Source organism: Myxococcus xanthus, assembly GCF_006402735.1.
GTDB classification, from domain to species: Bacteria; Myxococcota; Myxococcia; order Myxococcales; family Myxococcaceae; genus Myxococcus; species Myxococcus xanthus_A.
The window spans coordinates 1,640,123-1,664,286 of sequence record NZ_CP017174.1 but is presented as its reverse complement, the minus strand read 5'-3'; the positions used below and the strand labels follow the sequence as shown (position 1 = coordinate 1,664,286).

Here is a 24,164-nt window from a genome sequence, read left to right as displayed (position 1 = left end):
GGCGGCGGGGCGTACTGTAGAGGCGCGGTGTGTAAAAGGTCGAGGTCACGGAAACCTTGAAGTGCGTGCGAGAACTGACGCAACGCATCACCCCTGTGGATTCCCGCGGGGAGGTGACATTCGAGACGGCCGCGTCAACGCGATGTGTCGACCACGTAGCGCTCCAGTCGTTCCAGCGCGTCGGGCAGATTCGTGCGGCCCAGCCCCAGGCGGAAGTGGTTGCCGGGGAAGTCGTAGACGTCTCCGGGCAGCAGCAGCACGCCTTCGCGCTCGCGCAATTCCTCGGTGAAGCGGGCCACGGGCGTCTCACGCAGCAGCCTGGGAAAAGCCACGCTGCCCGCGCGCGGGCGTACCCACTGGAAGGTGTCCGGGTGCCGCGCGAAGAAGCCATCCAACAGGGCGAGGTTCGCCGCGAGCAACTCCCGGCTGCGCGCCAGCACCCGCGCCTTCGCGCGCAGCGCGATGAGTGACAGCACCTCGCTGGGCGCGCTGTTGCAGATGGTCGTGTAGTCCTTGTAGGCCGCGCAGCGCCGCAAGAGCTCCACGTCACGGCAGGCCAGCCACCCCACGCGCAGCCCCGCCAGTCCGAAGGCCTTGGACATCACCCCCAGGCTGATGCCGTGCGGCGTGTGGCTGGCCGCGGGCGGCAACGTGTCGCGCGTGTCGTACTCCAGCAACCGGTACACCTCGTCGGACAGCAGGTGGATGCCACGCTCGCGCGACAGCTCGCACAGCGCGTCGAAGGTGGCCCGGTCCAACAACGCGCCCGTGGGGTTGTGGGGGAAGTTCACCACCAGCAGCCGCGTCTGGGGCGTCAGCGCGCGGCGCAGCGCATCCAAATCCAACGCCCACCCGTCCTCCTCGCGCAGGCGCAGCAGCGTCACGTCCGCGCCCGTGGCGCGCGCCACCTCGTGCAGGGACTGGTAGCCCGGCCAGGTGACGACGGCGTGGTCCCCGGGGCCCAGCAGCACGTTGACCAGGACGAAGAGCGCCTCCTCCGCGCCGGCGAAGGTGAGCACCTGCTCCGGAGAGAGCCCGGGGTACAGGGCGGCAATCTCCTCGCGCAGCGCGGGCAGGCCGGTGGATTCGGTGTAGCCCAGCGTCAGCCCGTCCCAGCGGGCCCGCTCGTCCGGGCCGGCGAGCGCCAGCAAGTCGCCCATCCGCCAGCCCTCGATGTCCGAGGAACACAGCAGGTACGGCGCCGCGAACTCCCAGCGCGCGAAGTACCGCTCCAACTTGAAGTCGGGGATGCGCATGCCGAGAGTGTCTGCCTGCTTCGCGGCCTGCCGTCCAGCGACGCCCGGAAGCGGCCACGCGTGCCTAGCTTGAGTCGCGTCCTTTCCGAACCCAGGCCTTGCTGGAGCCCCTATGCCCACGCTCGACATTCCCATCACCCTGCTGGACCCGGACGGTGGGTGGATCAACATGCCCGTCCACGTCTCGGAGCTGGATGAGCTCCCCGTCCTCCTCCACTTCTTCTCCGTCAAGCAGCGCGGCGCTGACGAGGACATCGACGCGGTGAAGCGCATCCTCGCGGAGTACGGCTCGCGTGGGCTGAAGGTCATCAGCGTGGATGTCACCCACTCCGACAAGGAGCTGCGGGACACCAACGCGGTGGAGTCCTTCGCGCGAAAGCACGGGCTCCACCACCCCATCGCCGTGGACGACGGCTCCATGGCGCGGGCCTACGACGTGGCGGACACGCCCGCGTGGCTCGTGTTCGACGCGGACTCCGGCCGGCTGCGCCACCACTTCTCCGGAAGGAATGCGTCCAACCACATGCGGCAGGTGCTGGAGCGCTTCGTCCAGGCCAGCGCCGCGGCCCCCTCTCCCGCCCCCTGACTCCAGGAGCCCACCATGCCAGCTCGCCGCAAGGATTCTGACTCGTCCCGCTTCTCGCTCGGCACCGTGGCCGCGGCCGGCATCGGCGCGGCGCTGGGCCTGCGCCGCATCCTCCGCTCCCGCTTCCAATTCAAGGACAGCACCGTCCTCATCACCGGCGGCTCTCGCGGCCTGGGACTGGTGCTGGCGCGGCAGCTCCTGAAGGAGGAGGCCCGGGTGGCCATCTGCGGCCGGGACGAACAGACGCTGGAGCGGGCCCGCGAGGAACTGGAGCGCACCGGCGGCGAGGTCTACGCCATCCCCTGCGACGTGCGAGATCCGGTGCAGGTGGAGGCCATGGTCTCCGCCATCCACGAGCGCTGGGGCACGGTGGACGTGCTCATCAACAACGCCGGCGTCATCCAGGTGGGGCCGCTGGAGTCCATGACGCTGGAGGACTTCCAGGAGGCCATCGACACACACCTGTGGGCGCCGCTGTACACCACGCTGGCCGTGCTGCCGGAGATGAAGCGGCGCGGAAAGGGGCGCATCGTCAACATCGCCTCCGTGGGCGGCAAGGTGAGCATCCCCCACCTGGTGCCGTATTCGGCCAGCAAGTTCGCGCTGGTGGGCCTGTCGGACGGCCTTCGCGCGGAGCTGCGCCAGGACGGCATCGTCGTCACCACGGTGTGCCCGGGACTGATGCGCACGGGCAGCCCACGCAACGCGTACTTCAAGGGCCACCACGAGGCGGAGTACGCGTGGTTCGCCACCGGGGACTCCCTGCCCATCACCTCGCTGAGCGCCGAGCAGTCCGCGCGCAAGATTCTGGACGCGTGCCGGCGAGGCGACGCCGAGGCGCTGCTGGGCGCACCGGCGAAGCTGGCCGCCGTGGTCCGCGCGCTCGCGCCCAGCCTGACGGCCGCCCTCACCGCCTGGGCCAACCGCTTCATGCCCCAGGACAGCAGCCAGGACCGCTACAGCGGCAGTCAGAGCGAGACGCCGCTGACCCAGTCCTGGCTCACCGAGCTGACGCGGCGCGCGGCCGAGCGCAACAACGAGACCGGGGTGCCGCTGCACTGACGGCCCCTGGCGGCGAACGCGGGCGCTAGTCCTGCGCCATCTCCATGGCCCAGTGGCCACGGTGCTCGTAGGCCAGGGACAGCTGCTCGCGCAGGGCGGCCAGCATCCGCGTGTTGCCGTCCTGCTCGTAGCCCTGGAGCGCCTGCTGGCAGCGGGGCACGCGCGTGAGGAACTCCTTCACCGCGTCCACCGTCAGCGTCTTCACGTACATGCCGTACCCCAGCTGCTCCAGGTACAGCGCGTTGATGACCTGCTCGAACTGTCCCTCCAGCGGCACGCTCAGCACCGGCTTGCGCAGGTACACCGCCTCGCTCATCAGCGTGTAGCCGCCGCTGGCCACCACGCCTCGCGCGGTGCGCAAATCATCGATGAAGCCCTTTTCACTGAAGGGCCGGTACGTGAGGTTGCCGTCCACCAGGTCCTCGGTGATGTCGCGGCGCAGCCCGTACACGCGGCAGGGGATGCCCGCGGCCTTGAGGATGTCCGGCAGCGCCGTGTTCGTCGTCGACGTCTGGTACACGAGCAGGTGCTCACCGGGCTCGGACTTCGCCTCCAGGATTTCGGGGCGCAGAATCGACGGGGCCAGCGTGGTGCGCCGCTTGCGGAGCTCCGGGTAGAAGAAACTGGTGACCAGGTAGTGGAAGGCCCCCGGCAGCTTCGCCTTCACGATGGCGCGCGACGTCTCGAAGCTGTCCTCGTGGCCCGCCAGCAACGCCGGCTCGTGCTTGCACCGGTTGATGACCTGCATGTTGTCCACGCTGATGACGGGCAGCCGGTGATTCCGGGCGAACATGTAGCTGAACGACTCGAAGTCGCTCACCACCACGTCCGGGCGGAAGTCGTCCACCAGCTCGAAGTACTGGCGGATGTTCTGCGGCCAGCCCTTCACGGCGCCCGTGAGGTTCTGCAGCACCGTCTGCCACTTCTTCACCGAGTTGCCCTCGTACGCGAGCGTCAGCCCCCAGATGCCGTGCACGTTCTGGAAGCGTTTGGCCAGGTAGTCCTGGGCCCGGCCGGAGACGACGATGTGGACCTCGTGCTCCTTCGTCAGTTCCTCGAGGAGGACGCGGGAGCGCGTCGCATGGCCCATGCCTTCGCCGACGACACCGTAGAGGATTCGCATGCCCGGCAGCATACGCGCCCGCCACGCTCCCGTTGAGCCCGCCCCACCCTCGCGGCTATAGCTGCCCGCATGCCCTCCTCTCCGGAGCCCTCTTCACCCCAGCGGCCGTCCCTGGGCCGCTCTGCGGCGACGGGCCTGTTGGGCGGCTTCTTCCTGGGCGGCCTGGGCCTGCTCGCCGTGGGCCTGAGCAACAGCTTCGCCGCCCTGAGCTGCGATGGCCTCACCGGCCCCGAATGCCAGCTGCTGACGGACGCCACTCGGGAGGTCGGTCGCACCCAGCTGCTCGCCGGGGGCGCCCTCACCGCGCTCGCCGCCTCCCTCTTCGTCCTGTTCCGCCCGCGCCCTCCGGCCCCACCCGAGGGGCCTGAGCCGTCCTGAGCCCCGTCCGCAATCCTCCTGTCGTCCGATGAGCGGCCGGAGGCCGCCCTGGCGAGTTAGGTAGTTTGGCGGCCAAGGAAAGGCATTCTAATTATCTCTGGCCTAATCATTGGATTTGAGGGTAGGAGATGACCTTATGCAGCTCGAATCCTTGAAGATGTTCTGCGACGTGGTCGAGACTGGCTCATTCTCCCGCGCCGCGCAGCTCAACCACGTCACGCAATCCGCGGTGAGCCAGCAAATTCGCGCGCTGGAGAACCGGTACGAGCAGAAGCTGCTGTCGCGCAGCGCGCGCCAGGTGACGCCGACGCCGGCCGGGGAGCGGCTGTTCCGTGGGTGCAAGGAGATCCTCGCCCGCTTCTCCGAAGTGGAGCAGGAGATTCGTGAGCAGGCCACCGAGGTGGCGGGCACCACCACGGTCTCCACCATCTACTCGGTGGGGCTGCACGAGCTGAACTCGGTGCAGAAGCAGCTGCTCAAGTCGCACCCCAAGGTGAACATGCGCCTGAACTACCGGCGCAACGACCAGGTGTACGACGACGTGATTCTGGGCGCGGCGGAGATTGGCATCGTCGCCTATCCGCAGCCCCGCGCGGGCGTGGACATCCTCCCCTTCCGCGACGACAAGCTGTCGGTCGTCTGTGCCCCCGGCCACCCCTTCGCCACGAAGCAGAAGGTGAGCCTCACCGCGCTGTCGGGCGTGCCCTTCATCGCGTTCGACCGCGAGGCGCCCACGCGCAAGGCGCTGGACCGGCTCTTCCGCGAGAAGAGCATCGACATCACCCCGGTGATGGAGATGGACAACGTGGAGACCATCAAGCGGGCGGTGGAGATGGGCCTGGGCGTGGCCATCCTCCCCTTGTCTACGGCACAGGGCGAGGTGAAGGGTGGCTCCCTGGTGGCCAAGCCCTTCGCGGAGGGGCCGGTGTCGCGCCCCATTGGCCTGCTCATCCGCAAGGGCAAGTACCTGGACCGCGCGTCCGCCGCGGTGTTGGAGGCGTTCAAGGCCGCCGCCAACCTGCCGTCCTCCGACGACGCCTGAGCGTCAGTAGAGCTTCCGGAGGCGCGCGGCGAAGAACCCGTCGAAGCCCTCCGGTCCCGGGAGCGTGCGCAGGTACGCCTGGGACAACGGCAGCTTGAGGCCGGGCAGCACGGGCGGCTCGGCCGTCCACTCCGGGTGGCTGCGCAGGAACATCTCCACCTGGTCCTGCCCCTCCTGCGGCTCCATGGTGCACACCGCGTACACCAGCAGGCCCCCGGGCGGCACCGCCTCCTGGCAGTTCTCCAGGATGCGCCGCTGGAGCGTGGCCAGCCGGGAGATGTCCTCCTCCTTGCGGCGGTAGCGCAGCTCCGGGTGGCGGCGCAGCGTGCCCAGCCCCGAACACGGCGCATCCACCAGGAACGCGTGGAACTCTCCCCACTCCTCCGGGAAGGGCTCCGCGGCGTCGTGCGCGTAGGCCTTCAGGCGCGGCTGCAGGCCCAGGCGCCGGGCCTCCGCGTCAATCTTGCGCAGCTTGTGCGCGTGGAGGTCCACCGCCACCACGTCATGTGACTGCGCCTGGTGGCAGGACTTGCCGCCCGGCGCGGCGCACGCGTCCAGCACGCGCGCCGTCTCCGGAATCGCCCCGTAGACGCCCACGAGCTGCGCGGCCTCGTCCTGCACCTGCCACAGGCCCTCCGCGTAGCCGTACACGTCCTCCACGCGGCCCACGGACGGCAGCGTGATGCCCACCGGCGACACGGTGGTCGCCTTCGCGTCCACGCCCATCTCCTGGAGCTGGGCGAGCAGCGCGTCGCGCGTCACCTTCGCGGTGTTGGCGCGCACCACCACCGCGGGCGCCTGGTTGTCGGCCACCAACATGGCTTCGGCGCGCTCGCGGCCGAACTGGCGCAGCCAACGCTCCACCAGCCACTGGGGATGGCTCTCCCGCACCGACAGGTGCAGCGCCACGTCGGACGCGGACGGCAGCGGCGGCGCGGGCAGGGCCGCCAGCTTGCGGAGGATGGCGTTGGTGAAGCCCGCCGCGCGCGTCAGCCCTACTTCCTTCAGGGCCTGCACCGTCTCCGCCACCGCGGCGCGCGCGGGCACACGGGTGTGGAATATCTGGTAGGCGCCGATGCGGAGGGCCGCCAGCACCTTGTCCTCCAGCGCGTCCAGCTTGCGGTCGGCGAAGCGGGTAATCGCGTAGTCCAGCGCGAGCTGCCGCCGGGTGGCGCCGTAGGTCAGCTCGGTGACGAGCGCCGCGTCGCGCGGGTCCTTCGGCGGCGACTCGGACAGCTGCGTGTCCAACACGACGTTGAGGTAGGCATCCGTCGCGCGGACACGCGCGAGGACCTGGATGGCGAGTGCGCGGGCGTTCATCCTTCGTCGAGCCGGGTCAAGAGGTCCACGAGCTGCTCATCCGAGAGCCGCGTCGCGGGCAGGTTGGAGAGGGTGAGGCGCTGGAGGCTCTCCTCCAGCAGCTCACGGTGGCCATTCTCCGCCGGAGCGCCACGCTGCACCGCCTGATACTGGGAACGCGCCCAGGCGGCCAGCTCGGCGGCGGAAAGCCTTCCGGAAAGCCGGTCTGAAATCTTCTGGCGCACCAGCGCGCGCGTGAGCAGGTCCGCCGCGGGAGTGAGCCCCTTGCCGCCGCCGCGCCCCAGCGTCTTCGCCTGACGGGCCGCGCGCAGGTCCTCCACGGGCGCCAGCTTGCGGCCCAGCGTCTTCGTGGGCCCCGCCGTCTTCACCGCGCGGGCCAGGGACCTGGCCGTCTCCGACGAGCCCTCCTTGCGCGCGGCGCGCTTGAGCACGGTGATGGGGGTGACCTTCGCGCCCTTGGGGCTGCTCCCCTTCTTCTTCCCCAGGGCATTCTTCGACTCCGGCTTCTCCGTCGTGAAGACGCCGCTGCCGAAGGTCTCCAGGGCCTGCAGGTAGGGCTCGAAGCCGGGCCCTCCGTGAATCTGGAGCACGCAGGCCTCCCCCACCACGGATTCGCGGGCCGGGGGCTTGAGCAGCACCTCGATGGCGGGCAGCCCGGCGGCCTCCAGCCCCTCCTTGAGGCAGTAGGAGCCGAACAGCCCGGCCGGGTTGATGATGATGCCGTCCAGCTCCTCCAGCTCCGCGCCGAGCGTGTCCAGCAGGTCGCCTTCGTGGTTGGACTGCACTACCGTCAGCTCCTGCCCCAGCTCCTCCGCCCGCGCGTGCAGCGCCGCGTCCAGGTCCTCCAGCCGCCCCCCGGACGAGCCATCCCGCACGCCCAGCAGGTTCAGGTTGGGTCCGTGCAGTACCAGCAATCTCATGACCATCACCCGTTCTCCCGTCAGCCCGCGACGAAGGGCTGGCTGCCCGGCGCCAGCTTGTGCCCCTGCAGGAAGTCCGCGGCGCGCATCACCCGCTTGCCTTCCGGCTGGAGGTCCAGCAGCACCAGCGAGCCTTCGCCGCATGCCACCTCGATGCCGTCCGGACCGGACGCCAGCACCGTGCCGGGAGCCCCACTACCACCACTGGCCTGCGCGCGGTGGACCTTCAGCAGCTTTCCGCCCAGCGTGGTGAAGGCCCCGGGCCACGGCGTGAAGGCCCGCAGGCGCCGCTCCAGCTCAATGGCGGGCTTCGTGAAATCCAACCGGCCCTGGTCCTTCTCGATGATGGGGGCCAGCACCATGCCCTCGGAAGGCTGCGGCACCGGCTTCAGCTCCCCGCTCAGGTAGGCCGGCAGGAACTCGCGCAGCACCTCGCCGCCCAGCGCGGCCAGCTTCGGGTACAGCGAGGCGCTCGTCTCGTCCGGGGCAATGGCCATGCGCTTCATCGCCAACACCGGACCGGTGTCCAATCCTTCATCCATCACCATCAGCGACACCCCCGTCTCCGTGTCGCCGTGGGCAATGGCCCACTGGATGGGCGCGGCGCCCCGGAAGCGCGGCAACAGCGAGCCGTGCACGTTGACGCAGCCGTGGGTGGGCAGCTCCAGCAAATCCTTGGGGAGGATGCGGCCATAGGCCGTCACCACGCAGATGTCGGGCGCGTACTGGCGCAGCTCCTCCGCGAAGGGCGGCGTGCGCAGCTTGGTGGGCTGGAGCACGGGCACGCCGCGCGACAGGGCCAGCTCCTTCACCGGCGGCGCCGTCACCGTGTTGCCGCGGCCCTTCGGCTTGTCGGGCTGGGTGACGACAGCCACCACGTCTCCCAGTTCGAAGCAGGCGGCCAGTGAGGACACCGCGAACTCGGGGGTGCCCATGAAAACGATGCGGGGTCTGCTCATGGTGTTGCGCTTCTCCTGCGCCGGGCGACTCAGGCCACGGACTTGAAGGTGCTCCCGGTGGGAGTGTCCACCGCCTGACGTTTGCGCGTGTGCAGGGCGCTCAGGGTGCCCAGCGCCTCCAGTGCCTCGGGCGTGGTGGCCACCGGCCGCAGGGCCTCCAGCACGGTCTCCAGCGCGTAGGCCTCATCCGCCTCACGCTCCCGGATGCGCGTCACCGCTTCGGTGAAGCGGTCGAAGAATTGCTTGAGCTCGTCCCCGCGCCGCAGCGGTCGCATCCGGGGATAGCGGCCGGCCGCCAGCGACGCCACGTACAGGCTCATGACGTGGACGGGGCCCGCCACCCGGTGGGTGAAGACGAGGCCAAAGAGGCCCATCGCCACCGCCGTGCCCAGCGCGCCCACCGCCGTCAACCACAGCAGCGTCTGCCCGCCGTCCAGCCCCAGGGCCGTGGACGACACGTGGACGCGGTGCGCCAACAGCCCGAACACGAGGATGCTGCCGGCACCAATCCCCGCCAGCAGCAGGATGTATTTGAGCTGGAAAGGCCGGTCCAGGATGTACGTCCGGCGGACGTGGCTCGGGCGCACCGTCTTTTGATTCCCATCGGACATGTCGTTGACCAGCGTACCCCAGGTGCCGGGGGCGGTTTGCTTCCTTCCTCGCGTGAGGTTTACACGGAAGACAGGACAACCTCGCAGACGCAATGGAGACCGCATGACCCGCTCTCTGACCGCGTTGTGTATTGCGCTCTCTTTCCTGGTGTTGGCTGGGTGCAAGGGGGACCCAGCGACCCCGGAGTACTGGGAGTCAGGCATTCAGCAGAGCCGCAGAGCGGAGGACCGCATCCGCATGGTGGAGGCCATGCGTTCGTCCGGGAAGATGGACGAGCGCTTCCTGCCCATGCTCCACGGGCAGCTCGACACCGAGCGCAAGCCGGAGGTGCGCGCCGCGCTGGCCCGCGCGTTGGGAGACTTGAAGCATGCCTCTTCGGTGGAGCCGCTGACGAAGGCCCTGGACCCGGCGGCGGGCGACATGCCCGCGCAGCTGGCGAACAAGGCCATTGTCGCGACGCTGGGGGCCATTGGTGACCGCCGCGCCATCCCCGCGCTGGTGCCGCTGCTGCGCGCGAAGGACAACTACACGCGCATCGAGGCGGTACAGGTGCTGGGCGACATGAAGGCGAAGGAAGCGGTGGAGCCGCTCATCACCCTGGCCACGGACGACACCGTGGAGCCCTTCCTCAACAAGAAGGCCATTGAGGCCCTGGGTGACATCGGTGACGGCCGCGCGGCGCCCGCGCTGGTGCGGATGCTGACCAAGGAGCGCAAGGGCAAGTCCTTCTACGTGGAGAGCTCCTTCGCGCTGTACCAGCTGGGCGCACCCGCCGCGGACGCGCTGCTGCAGGCGCTGGAGGGCCAGGACGCGGACCTGCTGAAGTGGGCGCGGTCGAACGGCGTCAACCCCGCCAGCTACGCGATGAAGGCGGCGACGGTGCTGGGCGACCTGCGGGAGAAGCGGGCGGTGGCCGCGCTGATGAAGCAGCTGGCCTTCACCAACACGGACCCGCAGATTCAGGCGCTGGTGCGGATGCAGGCCGCGGACGCGCTAGCGCGCATGCGCTCACAGGAGGCGGTGAAGCCGCTGGCCGGGCTCGTGTCGGAGACGGACGCCACCGTGAGGGATTCCTACGTGAGCGCCCTGGTGCGCCTGGGCGGACGCGACGCGCTGCCCGCGCTGGAGAAGGCCGCGGGCACCGGAGACTGGTACGCGCGTGAGTCGGCGGTGAAGGGCATCGCCATGCTGGGCGACGCGCGCGAGCTGCCCTTGCTGCAGAAGCTTGCCGCGGCCGAGCCGGCGCGGACGGCGGCGGACTGCAAGCAGGCGGAGGACGAAGGCTGTGATGACGCGGCCGCGCTGGGCAAGCGGCGCGCGGACCAGATTGCGGGCCAGTCCAAGCTGCTGGAGGCCGCGCAGGCGTGCGCGGGCAACGCGGGCTGCTGGGTGCAGCGCATGGAGAAGGCGGAGCCGCGGATGATGGAGCGCGCGGCGCTGGAGGTCGGCCGTTCGGGCGCGGCCGAGCACGCGGGCGCGCTGGCCTCGCGGCTGGGGGAGCGCGACACCGAGGCCCGGCTCGCGCTCGTCCTCGCGGTGGGCTGGCTGGTGGAAGGCTCGCAGGACGCCGCGAAGAAGCTGCGCGAGGCTTCCCTGCCCACGATGCGAAAGCAGCTCGCGGACGAACAGGGCAACACCCGGCTCGTCAGCGTCAACGAGGACCTGCGGCGCCTGGTGACGACGCTCGACCGGCCCTGACGCCCTCCTTGAGCCGCAGCGCCGGGACACGCTCCGCCGCGTGGTGCAGCACGGTGAGCTGTCGCACGAGCCGCTCCACGTGCGCGCGCGACAGCGCATCCGCCCCACCCGCCGGAACCGTGGCGGGCATGGGCGCGGGCCGGCGCTGTTGCTCCATGGCCGCCGCCAGTTCGTCCAACACGCCCCCGGCGAAGCGCACCACCTCGGAGAGTTCCCGAGGGGACGCCGGGTCCGCGCGACTGGCGGCCAGCGTCGTCACCGCCGACGTGAAGCGCCGCGCGTAGACGAGCAGCGCCATCACCGGCTCCAGGTCCTTGGCGGGTCCGCTCCACTCACTCAGCAGCCGCTGGAAGGACGCCTCCGCCGCCAGCAGTGCCAGGCCCATCTTCCGCCGGGCCTCGCGCACCGCGGGCTCCGCGTCCGAGTGCGCGGCGGCCACCGACATCAGGTATTCGCGGTCCGCGCGCAACGCGAAGGCCACCTGCTCCGGCAGGCGCAGGTGCTCCGGGCTGGGCCACAACAGCCGCGTCACCGTCAGCGCAATCAGCCCCCCCAGCAACGTGTTGACGATGCGCACCCCTGCCAGCTCCCAGTCCCCTGTCTGGAGCTCCGCCAGCAGCACCAGGGCTGGCGTCAGCAGCACCTGGAACGCGGACAGGCTGAGCGGCTGGATGCTCATCGCCACCGCGAACAGCACCCCGATGGCCAGCAGGATGATGGCCGGCTCCCTCACCAACGCCACCAGTCCCGCGGCCAGCGCCGCACCCAGCAGCGTGCCCGCGATGCGCTGCAGGCTCCGCTGGAACGTGAGGCCCGCGTAGGGCTGCAGGACGACGGTGACGGTGATGATGACCCAGTAGCCGTGATTCAGTCCCAGCGCCCCGACGAGCGCGGTGGCCAGCGCGGCCGCGACGCCCAGCCGCAGCGCGTGACGGAAGATGACGGAGCGGACGTTGAGATTCTCCCGCAGCGGCTCCAGGAGGGCCTGTCGCGGCGCCGCCTCCACCCGCCGCGCGGGCAACGCCAGGGCGTCCGGCACGGGCGCGCGGCCCTCCAGCCGCGCCGCCACCTCCACCGTCGCGTGGGAATAGTCCCGCAGGCGGTCCAGCAGCGTGTGCACGTATTGATAGCCGGCGCGCACCGGCTCCGGCACGTCGCCCGCCTTGTCCAGCGCCTCCAGGGCCCGCTTCACCCGCTCGGCGTTCCACACCGGCTGGGCGCTCACCTCCGTCCCCTTCTCCAAGGCCAACCGGACGCGGCGCAGGTCCGCGGCCAGCTCCGCCAGCGCGCGCTGCACCTCCGCTCGGAGCGCGTGATAGCGGGGCGCGGCGGGCGCCACCTCCAGCATCTCCGTCAGCGCGATGAGCGTCACCATCATTGAATCCGCGCCTTCGGCCAACACCAGCAGGTGTTCGCCCCGGCCGCTCTCCCCCGCCCGGCCCATGCGCGTGGAGGCCAGCACGGTGCGCGCCTGTTCGATGAGCTGACGCATGCGGGCCTGCCAGGGCGCCTCCGGCAGGACACCCGCGGCGGCGGACGACACCCCTTCGAGCGGCCAGCGCCCCACCTCTTCCGCGTGGTCCGCCAGCGCGTCGTAACACAGCGCGATGGCCAGGCGCGCGGGCCGGTAGGGCACCAGCGGCCACAGCATCAGCGCGAGGAACATGGCCCACGCGCCGCCCACCAGGAACAGGCCGGAGCGCAGCAATGCGTCAGCCACGTCCTTGGCGGGAAGCGCGAGCGACACCACGAAGTAGTTGGCGAGCACCACGCCCATCAACCCGGGCGTGTCCCCATACGAGCGGGCGAAGCCACACGCCGTCACCCAGAACAACGTGGCGATGACGGCGGCCCACGCGGGCAGGTGCAGCGCCGCGGCCAGGCCCACCACGGAGCCCAGGAGCGTCATGGCGCCCATGGTGAGCGCGCGGTCCCGGTAGGGGCCGCCCCGGTCCACCAGGGCAACGAAGAGGGCGGCCAGACCGACCCACGTGGCCGCGGGAAGGTGCAGCAGGGCCGCGACGGCCATGGGGCCACCCACCGCGAGCGCGGCGCGCAACCCCGCGCCATACGCGGGGCGGCCCGGCTCCACGCGGAGGAAGGCCTGGAGGTGATGACGGAGCCGACTCATCGCGCGAGCAATCCCAAACCACTCCGTCCTATGTCACAGGTCCGCGCGCGCATCGACGCTTCCGTGGAACCACCCCACGAAGGTGATGTCCAGGCGTGAACGCGGCCGGGCCCGTTCCACCGGATGGATGGAGGGCGAGCGGCCAGGGGCCCGCGTCAGCCGGCCTCGCGCTCCGGTCCCACGTACTCGAAGTCCTCCTCGACGGGCGCGGCCTCCTGGAAGGCGCTGGGCAGCAGGCTGAAGGGCAGCACCTTCCCCAACGCCGCGAGCAGCAGGATGCCGCCGGGCGCCGCGAAGATGGCCAGCGCGGGAATCGCCTTGGCCACGTCGACGAGCTGCGCGCGCATGCGCCGGCGCTCGTCGCCCGTGAGCGCCTGACGCCGGGCCGCCTTCGTCAGCAGCACCGCCAGGTCGCCCGTCTCGCGGACCTCCTGCATCAGCCGGTAGAAGTTCTTCTCCAGCGTCTCCTGGATGCCGGCCACCAGGTCATCGCCCATGGCGCCCGCGGCGTCCGACACGGTGAAGACGTCCACGATGGCGCGGTGGCGGGCGTAGAACTCCGCCATCTCCAGCTCCAGCCGGTGCAGCTCCGCGTCCGGGACCTGGAGCGCCTGCGCCAATTCGCGGATGAAGACGCGCTCGCGCCGCGTCTTGCGGCCATCCACCAGCGCCGCCAGCAACGTCTGCTCCAGCAGGAAGTGGCGCACGTCCACGCTGCGCACCTGGCGCACCACGTCCCGCACCGGGCGGCGGCGGGCGAAGGACTGCTTCACCGCGGCCTTGAGCTCGGACGTCATCGCCGCCGGCAGCCGCAGGTACTCCACCTGCCGCAGGATGGCGCGGCGCGCGGGCGCGCCCGGCACCCGGTCCACACACGCCAGCCCCGTCAGCACGTCCACCAGCAGCGCCTTCTGCCGCGCCGCGAAGTCCAGCCGCCGCTGCGCCCGCTCGCGGTGCAGCGCGCCGCGCGAGAAGTAGTCAATGGCCTGTCGGCAGAACAGCTGCGCGTCCGCGTACTGCGCGCCGTTGTGCAGCACCAGCCCGTACACCGGGTCCCCCGCCAGCACGGGCGAGCGCTTCACCAGCGACGCTTCCACCTTCGCCACCAGCCGCCGGGACACCGGACGCCCCGAGGCAATCGCCGCGTCCACCGTCTCCGCCAGCTCCAGCTCTCCGGTGAGCACCGCGAACAGGACCAGGAGATGCTCGGTGCGAACGGCCGTCGGAGCCCCCACGAGCCGGCCCAACTCCAGCGCCATCAGCGCCAGCGTCCGCACCACGGCGTGAAAGAGCTGGTCCTCCAGCACGCGCGCCTGGAACTCGGTGGGCTGGGCCACGTCCGCCGCGGCGGGTGCGTCCGCGGGCGTGCCGTACAGCAGGCCACTGGCGCGCAGCGTCCGCCGCAGGTACGCGCGGGCGCGGGCCCGCCCGGAGCCCAGCGGCGGCGCGGACGGAACCGGCGCGCCCGCTTCGAAGGCGACCGTCTCCGTCAGGAGTGGCAAGAGCCACCCCGCCTTGGTGAAGTCCAACACCGGAACACCCCTGGACCGCGGGGAAAGACCCACACGCGGAGAAAAGAGCAGGATGTAACCCAGGGGCATCCCGGTTGCCACTCGGCCACGGGACAGGGTCAAGGCCCGGAAGTCAGCGGGCATAGAACCGCCACTTCTACCGGGCCCAACCATCTGCTCCCGGTGCCTACAGCGCGGTCGTCGCGCCGGGCTCCGGGACCACCACCTTGGCCGTGCTACGCAGCTTCTTCAGCTCGCCGGTCAGCGCGTCCGGGGTGCCCTGGAGCAGCGGGAAGGTGCCGTAGTGCATGGGAATCACGCTCTTGACCTTCAAGAGCCGCACCGCCTGGGCCGCCTCCGCGGGGCCCATGGTGAAGTGGCCGCCAATGGGGAGCAGGGCCACGGTGGGCTTGAACTGGGTGGCGATGAGCGACATGCCCTCGAAGGGTCCGGTGTCACCCGCGTGGTACAACGTAGGGCCCTTGTCGATTTCCAGCACGTAGCCCAGGGGCGCGCCCGCGTACTGCGCCGGCGACTTCGGGTCCGCGGCGTAGCTGCTGGAGTGGACCGCCTCCACCAGGTGGAGCGTGACGTCCTTCACCTGGAAGGTGCCGCCCGCGTTGGCGCCCACGGCCTGGGCCTCCGGAAGGCCCAGCAGGTTGATGAGCTCGAAGGAGCCGTAGACCTTCGCGCCCGTCTTCTCGGCCAGCGCCTTGGCCTCGCCCACGTGGTCGAAGTGGCCGTGGGTGAGGAGGATGGCGTCCAGCGCCTCCGGCTGCGCGGCGCCCCGCGGGGCCTTGGGGTTGGTGAGCCAGGGGTCGATGGCAATCACCGCGCCGCCCGGGCTGCGAATCACGAAGGCCGCGTGCCCCCACCACGTCACCTCCGTCTTGCCGCGGGTGGCCGCCGCCGGGGCCTTGGTGGCCGCGACCTTGGCGGGCGCCGGGGTGCCCTGCGCCGCCGCCGTTCCGCCGAAGGCCATTGCCGCGCCCGCCACCACTGCCATGAGCTTCGTCCGCATATCCATCCACTCCTGCTTTCGAGGTGAAGACCTGCCGCCACCGTGGTGACACGTCCCCCACGGCCGGATTGCCACCTGACACTGACCGGGCGGCCATTCAAGGGCCTGCCATGGATGCCCAAGTGCGCGCCGCGTCTCAAGCTCGATTCGGCTGTCGATACGACGGGGGGCGTGCGCTAACGTCGGCGGCACGTGGACCACCGATTTCAAGTCAGCCTCCGCGGGGTCATCGACCTCCTGTCTCACCACCTGTACAGCTCCCCGGGCGTCTACGTACGCGAGCTGCTCCAGAACGCCACCGATGCCATCCGCGCCCGCCAGCTCGTGGAGCCCGGCCATGCGGGCACCGTCCGGCTGGAGCTGATGGAGAAGCAGGACGGCAGCCCGCCCACCCTGCTCTTCACCGACGATGGCGTGGGGCTGACCGAGGACGAAATCCACCGCTTCCTGGCCACCATCGGTGAGTCCTCCAAGCGGGAAGCCCTGGAAGCCCGCCGCAACGACTTCATCGGCCAGTTCGGCATCGGCCTGCTGTCCTGTTTCATGGTGTGTGACGAGCTGCTGGTGGTGACGCGCTCGGCGCGCGGCGACGGGCGCACCCTGGAATGGCGGGGCCGGCACGACGGCACGTACGCCGTGCGGCCCTCCGAGCACCCGCTCGCCCAGCCCGGCACCCAGGTGTTCCTGGTGGCCCGCCCGGACATGGCCCATTGGTTCACCGCCACGCGGCTGCGAAACCTCGCCAGCCACTACGGCGGCCTGCTGCCCTTCCCCATCCACCTCACCACGGACCAGGGCACCGAGCGGCTGGACACCTCCGGCGCCCCCTGGCGCCGCCAGTACGACAGCGCCTCGGAGCGGCGCAAGGCGCTGCTCGCCTACGGGCGCGAGCTGTTCGACACGGACTTCGTCGACTGCATCCCCCTGCGCTCCACCGCCGGAGACGTGGACGGGGTGGCCTACGTGCTGCCCGCGTCGCCGAACTTCAACTCACGGCAGAAGCACCGCGTGTACCTCAAGCACATGCTGCTGTCGGAGAGCGCGGAGAACCTGCTGCCGGACTGGGCCTTCTTCGTGAAGTGCGTGGTGAACGCCAACGCGCTGCGGCCCACCGCCAGCCGGGAGTCCTTCTACGAGGACGACGCACTCGCCGCGGCGCGCGAGTCCCTGGGGCAGTCCCTGCGCGGCTACCTGATGGAGCTGGCGCGTGAGGACCCGCGCGCGCTCCAGCGGTTGATTGCCCTGCACGGGCTGAGCGTGAAGGCGCTGGCGCTGGATGACGATGACTTCTACCGCCTCATCATCCACTGGCTGCCCTTCGAGACGTCGATGGGGATGATGACGCTGGCGGACTACCGGCGCGCGCACCCCGTGGTGCGCTACACGTCCACAGTGGACGGCTTCCGGCAGATTGCCCAGGTGGCCAGTGCCCAAGGTCTGTGCATCATCAACGCGGCGTACACGCACGACACGTCACTGCTGGAGAAGCTGCCGCACGCGGTGCCGGACGTGCAGGTGGAGCCCTTCTCCTCCGCGGACCTGCCGCAGAGCTTCGAGGAGCTCACCCTGGACGAGCGCGAGGCCACCTTCCCGCTGCTGCGCATGGCGGAGCGCGTGCTGGCGCCGTTCCGCTGCGGCGCGGTGGTGAAGAAGTTCTACCCGGCGGAGGTGCCCACGCTCTACAGCTCGGACGCGGAGGGCGCGTTCCGGCGCGACGCCGAGCGGGCCCGCGAGGAGTCGGATGACCTGTACGCCGGAGTGTTGGACAGCGTCATGGCGGCATCGGGCAGCGAGCCGGCGCAGCTGTGCTTCAACCTCCACAACCCGGTGGTGCGGCGGCTGGCGGCGGTGGCGGACCGGGACATGCTGAAGCTGTCGGTGGAGATGCTCTACGTGCAAGCACTGCTCTTGGGACACCATCCGTTGAACGCACAGGAGATGGTGCTGCTGAACCAGGGCCTGCTGGGCCTCATCTCCGCGCAGTTGGGCGGGGATGGCGAGCGCGGCGGCGAAGGCAGCGGCGGCGCGGGTCCCCGGGGGCTGCACTGATGAGCGGTGACTGGCGCGAGCAGGCGGAGTCGCTCTTCGAACAGGCGGACGGCCTGGCGGAAGGCGAGAGCAAGGTGCGGCTGCTGGAAGAGGCGGTGCGCCTGGCGGACACGCACAAGGACGTGGGCCTGGGCTACCGGATGCGGGACGCCCTCATCGACGCGGCGACCTTCGGCGGCTTCCCGGACAAGGCGCTGGTGGCCTTCGCGTGGTGCCGGGGACAGCAGAAGAAGGACCCGAAGCGCTTCGACCCGGAGGAGATGTTCTGGAAGCAGAAGTGGGTGGTGGGGCGCATCAAGGAGTTCCCTCACATCACCCGCAAGCAGATTCAGGACGCGCTGGACGACGTGGAGCAGTGCTTCAAGGCCACGGACTCCGGGGTGCGCGCGGTGCTGAAGATGCGCTACCAGGCCGCGCGGGAGATGGGTGACGCCGCCGAGGAAGTGGAGCGGCTGTGGAACGGGTGGCTGGAGGCGCGCCGCGACCACCTCACCGACTGCCGCGTGTGCGAGCTGGACGACGAACTGGACCACCACGCCGACAAGGGCGAATGGCAGCAGGTGCTGCGCAAGGCGAAGCCCATCCTGGACGGCCGCAAGTCCTGCGCGGAGATTCCGCACCTGACGCTGGGCACGGTGCTCTACCCGCTGTTCAAGCTGGGTGAGCTGGAGCAGGCGCGCGAAATCCACCGCCGCGGCTACGCCATGGTGACGAAGAACCGCGAGTTCCTCTCCACCGTGGGCGAGCACATGGAGTTCCTCGCCCTGACGGACAACCTGTCGCGCGGGCTGACGCTGCTGGAGAAGCACCTGGGCTGGGCGCTGGACCACCCGAGCTACCGGGACCGCTTCACCTTCTACGCCGCCGCCGCCTTCCTGCTGGAGCGGGTGCTGGCCGCCGGAGACAGGGACGTGGTGAGCCTGCGGCTGCCGAAAATGTTCCCCAATCACCAGGCGGATGGCGGCTACGACGTCCGGGCCCTGCACGCCTGGACGCTGGGGCAAGCCCGGGACATCGCGACCCGCTTCGACACACGCAATGGGACGGACCGGTTCGCGAAGCTGCTGGCGCGCAACCAGGTGCTCGCGGGGGAAGTCCGTCCCTTCCTCATCGACGCGAAGTGAGGCGACGCCCCGTCAGCGCTTGAGCTTGCTGAACGGGTTGTTGAACGGCTCCGGGCCCTTCTTCTCACCGGGCCCCGACGGCGGCTTCGGCCCCGGGCCGGAGGCAGGCCGGGCGCCCTGACGAGGAGGCCCGCCGCTTCCGCCGCCGCGCTCCGTCATGCGGCCCGGCCCCGTGGCCCCACCGACGGGGGGGCGGCCCGACGGCTGCGGCGCCCCACCCTCCTGCACCGCTCGCACGGAGAGCGCCAGCCGCTTGCGCGCCAGGTCCACGGTGAGCACGCGCACCGTCAGCCGGTCCCCCACCTTCACCACCTCGGAGGGGTCCTTCACGAAGCGCGTGGAGATTTGCGACACGTGGACGAGGCCGTCCTGGTGCACGCCCACGTCCACGAAGGCGCCGAACGCGGTGACGTTCGTCACCACGCCCTGGAGCACCATGCCCTCCTTCACGTCCTCCAGCGAGCGCAGGTCCTCGCGGTGCTGGGGCGCGGTGAAGTCGCCGCGCGGGTCGCGGCTGGGCTTCTCCAGCTCCGCCAGGATGTCCTTGAGCGTCATCTCGCCCAGGTCCGGGCCCAGATAGCGCTTCGGGTCAATCTTGCGCACCAGCTCGGCGTTGCCCACCAGCGCGCTCACGGCCACGCCCAAATCCTTGGCCATGCGCTCCACGACGCCGTAGCGCTCCGGGTGGACGGCGCTGGCGTCCAGCGGCTCCGTCCCGCGCACGCGCAGGAAGCCCGCCGCCTGTTCGAACGTCTTCGGCCCCAGGCCGCTCACCTTCAGTAGTTCGCGCCGCGTGGTGAAGCGGCCCTTCGACGCGCGGTGCGCCACCAGCTTCTTCGCCAGGGACGGCCCCACGCCGGACACGTGCTCCAACAACTGCGGAGACGCGGTGTTGACGTCCACGCCCACCGCGTTGACGCACGAGTCCACCACCTCGCCCAGCTTCTTCTTGAGCAGCCCCTGGTCCACGTCGTGTTGGTACTGCCCCACGCCGATGCTCTTGGGGTCGATCTTCACCAGCTCCGCCAGCGGGTCCTGGAGGCGCCGGCCAATGGACACCGCGCCGCGCAGGCTGACGTCCAGGTCCGGGAACTCGTCCCGGGCCACCTCGGAGGCAGAGTAGATGGACGCACCCTGCTCGCTCACCGACACCACGGGGACCTGCGAGCCCATCGCCTTCAGCGTGTCGCGTACGAAGACTTCCGCCTCGCGGCTGCCCGTGCCGTTGCCCACGGCCACGAGCTCCGGCTTGTGCTTCTGCACCACCGCGGCCAGCAGCTTCGCCGCCCGGGCGCGTTCGTCCGCGCCGCGCTCCGAGTAGAGCGTCACCGTCTCCACCACCTTGCCAGTGACGTCCATCATCGCCAGCTTGGTGCCCGTGCGCAGGCCCGGGTCCAGGGCCAGCACCGCGCGGGCGCCTGCGGGCGGCGTGAGCAGCAGGTGGCGCAGGTTCTCCCCGAAGACGCCAATGGCCTGCCGGTCCGCGCGCTCCTTCAGCTCCGCGCGCAGCTCCGCCTCCAACGAGGGGCCCATCAACCGGTCCCAGCTGTCCTCCACGGCGGAGCGCAACTCCTGCGCGAACAGGGACTGCGGCTTCGTCACCACGCGCCCGGCCAGCAGGCCCTTCACCTCGTCGTCGGGCAGGGAGAGCTTCACCTTCAGCACGCCCTCTTCCTCGCCGCGCAGCAGCGCCAGCACGCGGTGCGAGGGGGCCTGGGACAGGGGCTCCTCGTGGCCGTAGTAGTTCTCGAACTTGGTCGTCTCGCCCTTCTTCGCGGGCACCACGTTCGAGCACAGCGTGCCCCGGCGCGCGCTCACCTCACGGGCCTCACGGCGCAGACCGGCATCTTCGGCCACGCGCTCGGCGCAGATGTCTCGCGCGCCCGCGAGCGCCGCGGCCTGGTCCGGCACATCCTTCTCCGAGTTGATGTAGGGGCGCACGCGCGCGGCCACGTCCTCGCCGCGGCGGCCGTCCTGCTTCCACACCAGGTCCGCCAGCGGCTCCAGCCCGCGCTCCCGGGCAATGGCGGCGCGCGTGCGGCGCTTGGGCTTGTAGGGGAGGTAGAGGTCCTCCAGCTCCGTGCGTGTCTTCGCGCCCTTGAGCGCCTTCGCCAGCTCCGGCGTCAGCTTCCCCTGCTCCTCAATGGTGCGGAGGATGGTGTCGCGCCGGGAGTCCAGCTCGGCGCGCTCCGTGGCCCGGTCGAAGATGGTTTGAATCTGGACCTCGTCCAGGCCGCCCGTGACCTCCTTGCGGTAGCGCGCGATGAAGGGGACCGTGGCTCCGTCCTCTTGCAGCGCGAGGGTCCGGTCCACCTGCTCGGGCCTGAGGCCCAGCTCCTGGGAAAGCTCAGCGGCGTAGGGGTGCATGGCGCCGCTTCTATAACCCGGGCCCCACACTGCTCCCAGAGACCGGCCGTCCGAAGCGCTCAGCCCGCGACGAACGCGGCGCGCCGGGCGTCCCACTCCGGGCGCAGCAGGCCCCAGAGTTGCTGGTCCCTGCGTTGACCCTGGAACAGGCAGTGCCCACGCAGGGTGCCTTCCATCGTGAAGCCCAGCTTGCGCGCCACGCCCTGAGAGCCCGTGTTCTCCGCCAGCGTCAGCAGCCACACTCGCTGGAGGTAGGGCAACGTGAACAACTGCTCCAGCATCAGCCCCACCGCGCGTGAGCCTAGGCCCCGGCCGTGGTGCGAATCCGCCATCATGTAGCCCAGCTCGATGCGGCCGTGCGCGCGCGACAAATCCCGCGCGGACACCGTCCCCACGAGCTCTCCGTCCGACTCCACGAACCACCGGAAGCTCCGCGCCCGCGGCTCACCCAGCGCGCCCGCCTCCAGGATGCGCCGCAGGAGCAGCTCCCGCGTGTCGTCCTCCGTGTCGACGAAGCGCCGCGCGCCGGGGGCCGCCCGCATGTCCAGCCAGAAGTCCACGTGCTCCGGCCGGGCGGGAACGAGTCGGACATCGGAAACGGGAGCACCGGGCAACATGCCTCGCTTCTAGCGCGCCCCACGCCGCGGCGCAGCAATCAACGGCCGAGGGCCGCGGCCCGGAGCACCTGGCTCCCGGCGCGGCCCTCGCTCCTCACCGGGCAGGTGAGGCGTTCTCCACTCAGGCGGAGGTGATGGTGCCGTCCTTGATGACGAAGTCGCGGCGGGTGAACTTCGCCGTCAGCTCGGAGGGCTGGCGCAGCGAGTAGTCCTTGGCGATTTCCGTGCCCGGGATGAGGTGGAAGGCCGCCTTCGCCTCGGTGCCGCCGACCTCCAGCACCACGAAGCCGTGGGCATCACCGTCCACGAACGCCATGCCGGGGTGCGCTTCCTTCAGCGACTTGTCCAGCTCCGCCACGATGTACCGGTACACCGTGCTGCCGGTGGAGAAGCCCGCGCCGATGACGGCCAGGCCCGCCAGCTCCTTGATGGAGCCGGAGGAGATGGCCGGCGTCGTCAGCGCGGGGATGCCGGACTCCACGGACGCGAAGGACGCGTGGATGTCGCCGGAGATGAACATCGCGTTCCGCACCTGGTTGTCGCGCAGGAACTTCAAGAACTCCTGCTTCTTCGTGGGGAAGCCGTCCCACTGGTCGACGTTGAAGTAGAAGTCCTGGCGCAGCGTGGGGTCCGGGACGTCCGCCTTGTCGCTCAGCTTGAACACCATGGAGGTGAGCGAAATCGAGGAGACGATGATCTTCCACGCGTTGGTCGCCTCCGCCACCGACTCCTGGAGCCACGCCTGCTGCTCGTTGCCGAAGATGCCCTCCGAGGCCCCCGCCGAGCCCATGTACTTGATGGCCGCGTACAGGTCGAAGATGGGCTTCACCACGACGTAGCGCGAGCCCTGGATGCCGAAGAGGCCCGTCTTGCCCATGTGCGCGAAGGCCAGGCCGCGCGGCGTGCCCGTCACGGGGATGAGCGGCACGGCCGACTCACCCGCCGCCACGCGCGCCTGGTTGACGGCGTTCAGCACCTGGTTGACGTAGAACAGCGCCAGCCCACCGGAGACCCAGGAGGCGGCCTTCACGGACGCCTCTTCCGGCGTGAGCCCGGCGGCGACGGCCTGCTGCACGTACACGCCCGTGAGGATCTGCTTGTAGGGCGCCAGCTCCGCGGCGTCGATGTCCACGTAGGCGAACATGTCGGACTGCAGCTGCGCCTGGACGGCCTCCGGCAGCGTCGGCAGCACCATGGCCAGCTGCTCGGCCGGCACCGCCACCTTGCCCGGGTACGCGTCCTCGGGGATGAGGTGGTCCGGACGGTAGGTACGCGTGTCCGTCACCAGCAGCTTCAGGTTCCGGCCGAACTCGAAGTCGCGGTAGATGCGCGTCGGCTGGGACACCACGGCGTTGATGTCGATGGCGCCCGCGTTGCTCGCGCCGTGGTCCATGGGGATGTACTCGAAGAAGGCCTGCTCCGCGTTGCGGCGGCGCTCGGTCTGCTTCTCGTTGGTGCGCTCGTCCGTGTACGTGGCGACGTCGCCCCAGCAGTCGTCGGAGAACTCGTGGTCATCCCACGTGATGATGAACGGGTAGCGCTCGTGCACCTGCTGGATGACCTTGTCCGTGCGCAGGGTCTTGTAGAGGTCGCGGTAGTTGGACAGCGAGTTGGCCGCGTAGAACGCCGTCAGGCCCGTGCCCTGGCGGAGCGCCTTCTCCGGCTCGCTGAAGACGATGCCGCGCCCGTCCACGGACTGGAACGACGCGTCGCCCGTCGTCTCGTAGACGTAGTCGCCCAGGAACACGACGAAGTCGAGGTCCTCGTTGAGCTGCAGCAGGTGCTGCCACGCGTTGTAGTAACGGCCGATGTAGTCCTGGCAGCTGGCGAAGACGAACTTCACCGGCACGTCGTCGCCCGCGGCCGGCGCGGTGCGGGTGCGGCCCGTCACCGTGGAGTGCTTCTGACCGTTCGCGTCGATGGTGAAGCGGTAGTAGTACGTCGTGCGCGCCGACAGGTTGGTGACCTTCACCTTCAGCGCATGGTCGAACTGCGCCTGCGCGGTGAACTGCTGGTCCAGCACCAGGCTGCTGAACGACTCGCTGGTGGAGACCTCCAGCCGCACCTGCGTGTTCGCGCTCGCGTTGTCCGGGTCCACCGCCCGCACCCACAGCACCACGCTGTCCGGACGCGGATCACCCGAGCACACGGACTGCGGGAAGTACTTCTCGCCCGCATCCGACGTCGTCTCGTCGTCGGAACATCCGAACGCAGTGGTCGCTGCAACGGCGACGACGGCCTGGAGGAAACTGCGGCGTTTGAATCGGTCGAACAAGGCGGGACTCCGGGTTGCGCGGGTTGGGTAACAGGGCCGCGAGTCTAGAGCGCTCTTCCACTCAGCAGGAAACATCCCCACGGAATGAAATGACAACGCGTCGTGTCACCCAC

19 protein-coding genes are annotated in these 24,164 nt (G+C 70.2%); 7 read left to right on the top strand and 12 right to left on the bottom strand.

What is annotated here, in order from left to right:
* Positions 1 to 134: 134 nt before the first annotated feature.
* Complete coding sequence (locus BHS09_RS07085; protein ID WP_140797505.1) at positions 135 to 1,256, bottom strand: aminotransferase class I/II-fold pyridoxal phosphate-dependent enzyme; 1,122 nt, start codon at positions 1,254 to 1,256, stop codon at positions 135 to 137.
* 112 nt (positions 1,257 to 1,368) lie between these two features.
* Here BHS09_RS07085 and BHS09_RS07080 point away from each other — a divergent pair, with 112 nt between their 5' ends.
* Positions 1,369 to 1,842 (top strand): peroxiredoxin family protein, encoded by a 474-nt coding sequence (locus BHS09_RS07080; RefSeq protein WP_140797504.1) that lies wholly within the window; start codon positions 1,369 to 1,371, stop codon positions 1,840 to 1,842.
* A 15-nt stretch (positions 1,843 to 1,857) separates the two neighbouring features.
* Complete coding sequence (locus BHS09_RS07075; RefSeq protein ID WP_140788428.1) at positions 1,858 to 2,904, top strand: SDR family NAD(P)-dependent oxidoreductase; 1,047 nt, start codon at positions 1,858 to 1,860, stop codon at positions 2,902 to 2,904.
* A 25-nt stretch (positions 2,905 to 2,929) separates the two neighbouring features.
* Here the strand turns inward: BHS09_RS07075 and BHS09_RS07070 are convergent, their stop codons facing one another.
* On the bottom strand, positions 2,930 to 4,039 hold the full coding sequence (locus BHS09_RS07070; protein ID WP_140797503.1) for an MJ1255/VC2487 family glycosyltransferase: 1,110 nt from the start codon (positions 4,037 to 4,039) through the stop codon (positions 2,930 to 2,932).
* 57 nt (positions 4,040 to 4,096) lie between these two features.
* Between BHS09_RS07070 and BHS09_RS07065 the strand changes: the two genes are divergently transcribed.
* Both BHS09_RS07065 and BHS09_RS07060 read left to right on the top strand, forming a co-directional pair.
* Positions 4,097 to 4,405, top strand: a complete 309-nt coding sequence (locus tag BHS09_RS07065) for a hypothetical protein (RefSeq protein ID WP_140788424.1) — start codon at positions 4,097 to 4,099, stop codon at positions 4,403 to 4,405.
* A gap of 136 nt (positions 4,406 to 4,541) precedes the next feature.
* Positions 4,542 to 5,447 (top strand): LysR family transcriptional regulator, encoded by a 906-nt coding sequence (locus tag BHS09_RS07060; RefSeq protein WP_140788422.1) that lies wholly within the window; start codon positions 4,542 to 4,544, stop codon positions 5,445 to 5,447.
* Positions 5,448 to 5,450: 3 nt separating this feature from the next.
* Here the strand turns inward: BHS09_RS07060 and rsmB are convergent, their stop codons facing one another.
* Genes rsmB through BHS09_RS07040 form a run of 4 tightly spaced genes read right to left on the bottom strand, consistent with a single transcriptional unit; the run spans position 5,451 to position 9,257 of the window.
* Complete coding sequence (gene rsmB, locus BHS09_RS07055; RefSeq protein WP_140788420.1) at positions 5,451 to 6,767, bottom strand: 16S rRNA (cytosine(967)-C(5))-methyltransferase RsmB; 1,317 nt, start codon at positions 6,765 to 6,767, stop codon at positions 5,451 to 5,453.
* Positions 6,764 to 7,687 carry a type II 3-dehydroquinate dehydratase gene (locus tag BHS09_RS07050; RefSeq protein WP_140788418.1) on the bottom strand — a complete coding sequence of 308 codons (924 nt, stop codon included), beginning with the start codon at positions 7,685 to 7,687 and terminating at the stop codon, positions 6,764 to 6,766. Before BHS09_RS07050 ends, rsmB begins: the two co-directional genes overlap by 4 nt.
* A gap of 20 nt (positions 7,688 to 7,707) precedes the next feature.
* Complete coding sequence (gene fmt, locus BHS09_RS07045; RefSeq protein WP_140788417.1) at positions 7,708 to 8,646, bottom strand: methionyl-tRNA formyltransferase; 939 nt, start codon at positions 8,644 to 8,646, stop codon at positions 7,708 to 7,710.
* 29 nt (positions 8,647 to 8,675) lie between these two features.
* Positions 8,676 to 9,257 carry a sensor histidine kinase family protein gene (locus BHS09_RS07040; RefSeq protein WP_237080219.1) on the bottom strand — a complete coding sequence of 194 codons (582 nt, stop codon included), beginning with the start codon at positions 9,255 to 9,257 and terminating at the stop codon, positions 8,676 to 8,678.
* A gap of 103 nt (positions 9,258 to 9,360) precedes the next feature.
* Between BHS09_RS07040 and BHS09_RS07035 the strand changes: the two genes are divergently transcribed.
* Positions 9,361 to 10,956, top strand: coding sequence for a HEAT repeat domain-containing protein (locus tag BHS09_RS07035; RefSeq protein WP_140797501.1), 1,596 nt, complete (start codon positions 9,361 to 9,363; stop codon positions 10,954 to 10,956).
* On the opposite strand, the gene BHS09_RS07030 is transcribed toward BHS09_RS07035, so the two are convergent.
* The 3 genes from BHS09_RS07030 to BHS09_RS07020 all read right to left on the bottom strand — a co-directional run bounded on the left by BHS09_RS07030 (position 10,910) and on the right by BHS09_RS07020 (position 15,625).
* On the bottom strand, positions 10,910 to 13,087 hold the full coding sequence (locus tag BHS09_RS07030; RefSeq protein WP_140797500.1) for an FUSC family protein: 2,178 nt from the start codon (positions 13,085 to 13,087) through the stop codon (positions 10,910 to 10,912). The two genes, BHS09_RS07035 and BHS09_RS07030, sit on opposite strands and share 47 nt — an antisense overlap.
* Positions 13,088 to 13,242: 155 nt before the next feature.
* Positions 13,243 to 14,619 (bottom strand): LETM1/MDM38 family protein, encoded by a 1,377-nt coding sequence (locus BHS09_RS07025; protein ID WP_174260501.1) that lies wholly within the window; start codon positions 14,617 to 14,619, stop codon positions 13,243 to 13,245.
* A gap of 166 nt (positions 14,620 to 14,785) precedes the next feature.
* Positions 14,786 to 15,625, bottom strand: coding sequence for a metal-dependent hydrolase (locus tag BHS09_RS07020; protein ID WP_140797498.1), 840 nt, complete (start codon positions 15,623 to 15,625; stop codon positions 14,786 to 14,788).
* Positions 15,626 to 15,811: 186 nt separating this feature from the next.
* On the opposite strand from BHS09_RS07020, the gene BHS09_RS07015 reads away from it, so the two are divergent.
* Positions 15,812 to 17,668 carry an HSP90 family protein gene (locus BHS09_RS07015; RefSeq protein WP_140797497.1) on the top strand — a complete coding sequence of 619 codons (1,857 nt, stop codon included), beginning with the start codon at positions 15,812 to 15,814 and terminating at the stop codon, positions 17,666 to 17,668.
* Positions 17,668 to 18,792 carry a hypothetical protein gene (locus tag BHS09_RS07010; protein WP_140797496.1) on the top strand — a complete coding sequence of 375 codons (1,125 nt, stop codon included), beginning with the start codon at positions 17,668 to 17,670 and terminating at the stop codon, positions 18,790 to 18,792. The genes BHS09_RS07015 and BHS09_RS07010 overlap by 1 nt, the downstream gene beginning before the upstream one ends.
* A 12-nt stretch (positions 18,793 to 18,804) precedes the next feature.
* Here BHS09_RS07010 and BHS09_RS07005 read toward each other — a convergent pair whose 3' ends face one another.
* From BHS09_RS07005 to BHS09_RS06995, 3 genes are all read right to left on the bottom strand, one after another.
* Positions 18,805 to 21,159 carry a Tex family protein gene (locus BHS09_RS07005; RefSeq protein ID WP_140797495.1) on the bottom strand — a complete coding sequence of 785 codons (2,355 nt, stop codon included), beginning with the start codon at positions 21,157 to 21,159 and terminating at the stop codon, positions 18,805 to 18,807.
* A 59-nt stretch (positions 21,160 to 21,218) separates the two neighbouring features.
* Complete coding sequence (locus tag BHS09_RS07000) at positions 21,219 to 21,776, bottom strand: GNAT family N-acetyltransferase (protein WP_140788401.1); 558 nt, start codon at positions 21,774 to 21,776, stop codon at positions 21,219 to 21,221.
* 121 nt (positions 21,777 to 21,897) lie between these two features.
* Complete coding sequence (locus BHS09_RS06995; RefSeq protein WP_140797494.1) at positions 21,898 to 24,126, bottom strand: alkaline phosphatase D family protein; 2,229 nt, start codon at positions 24,124 to 24,126, stop codon at positions 21,898 to 21,900.
* Between the last annotated feature and the right edge of the window lie 38 nt (positions 24,127 to 24,164).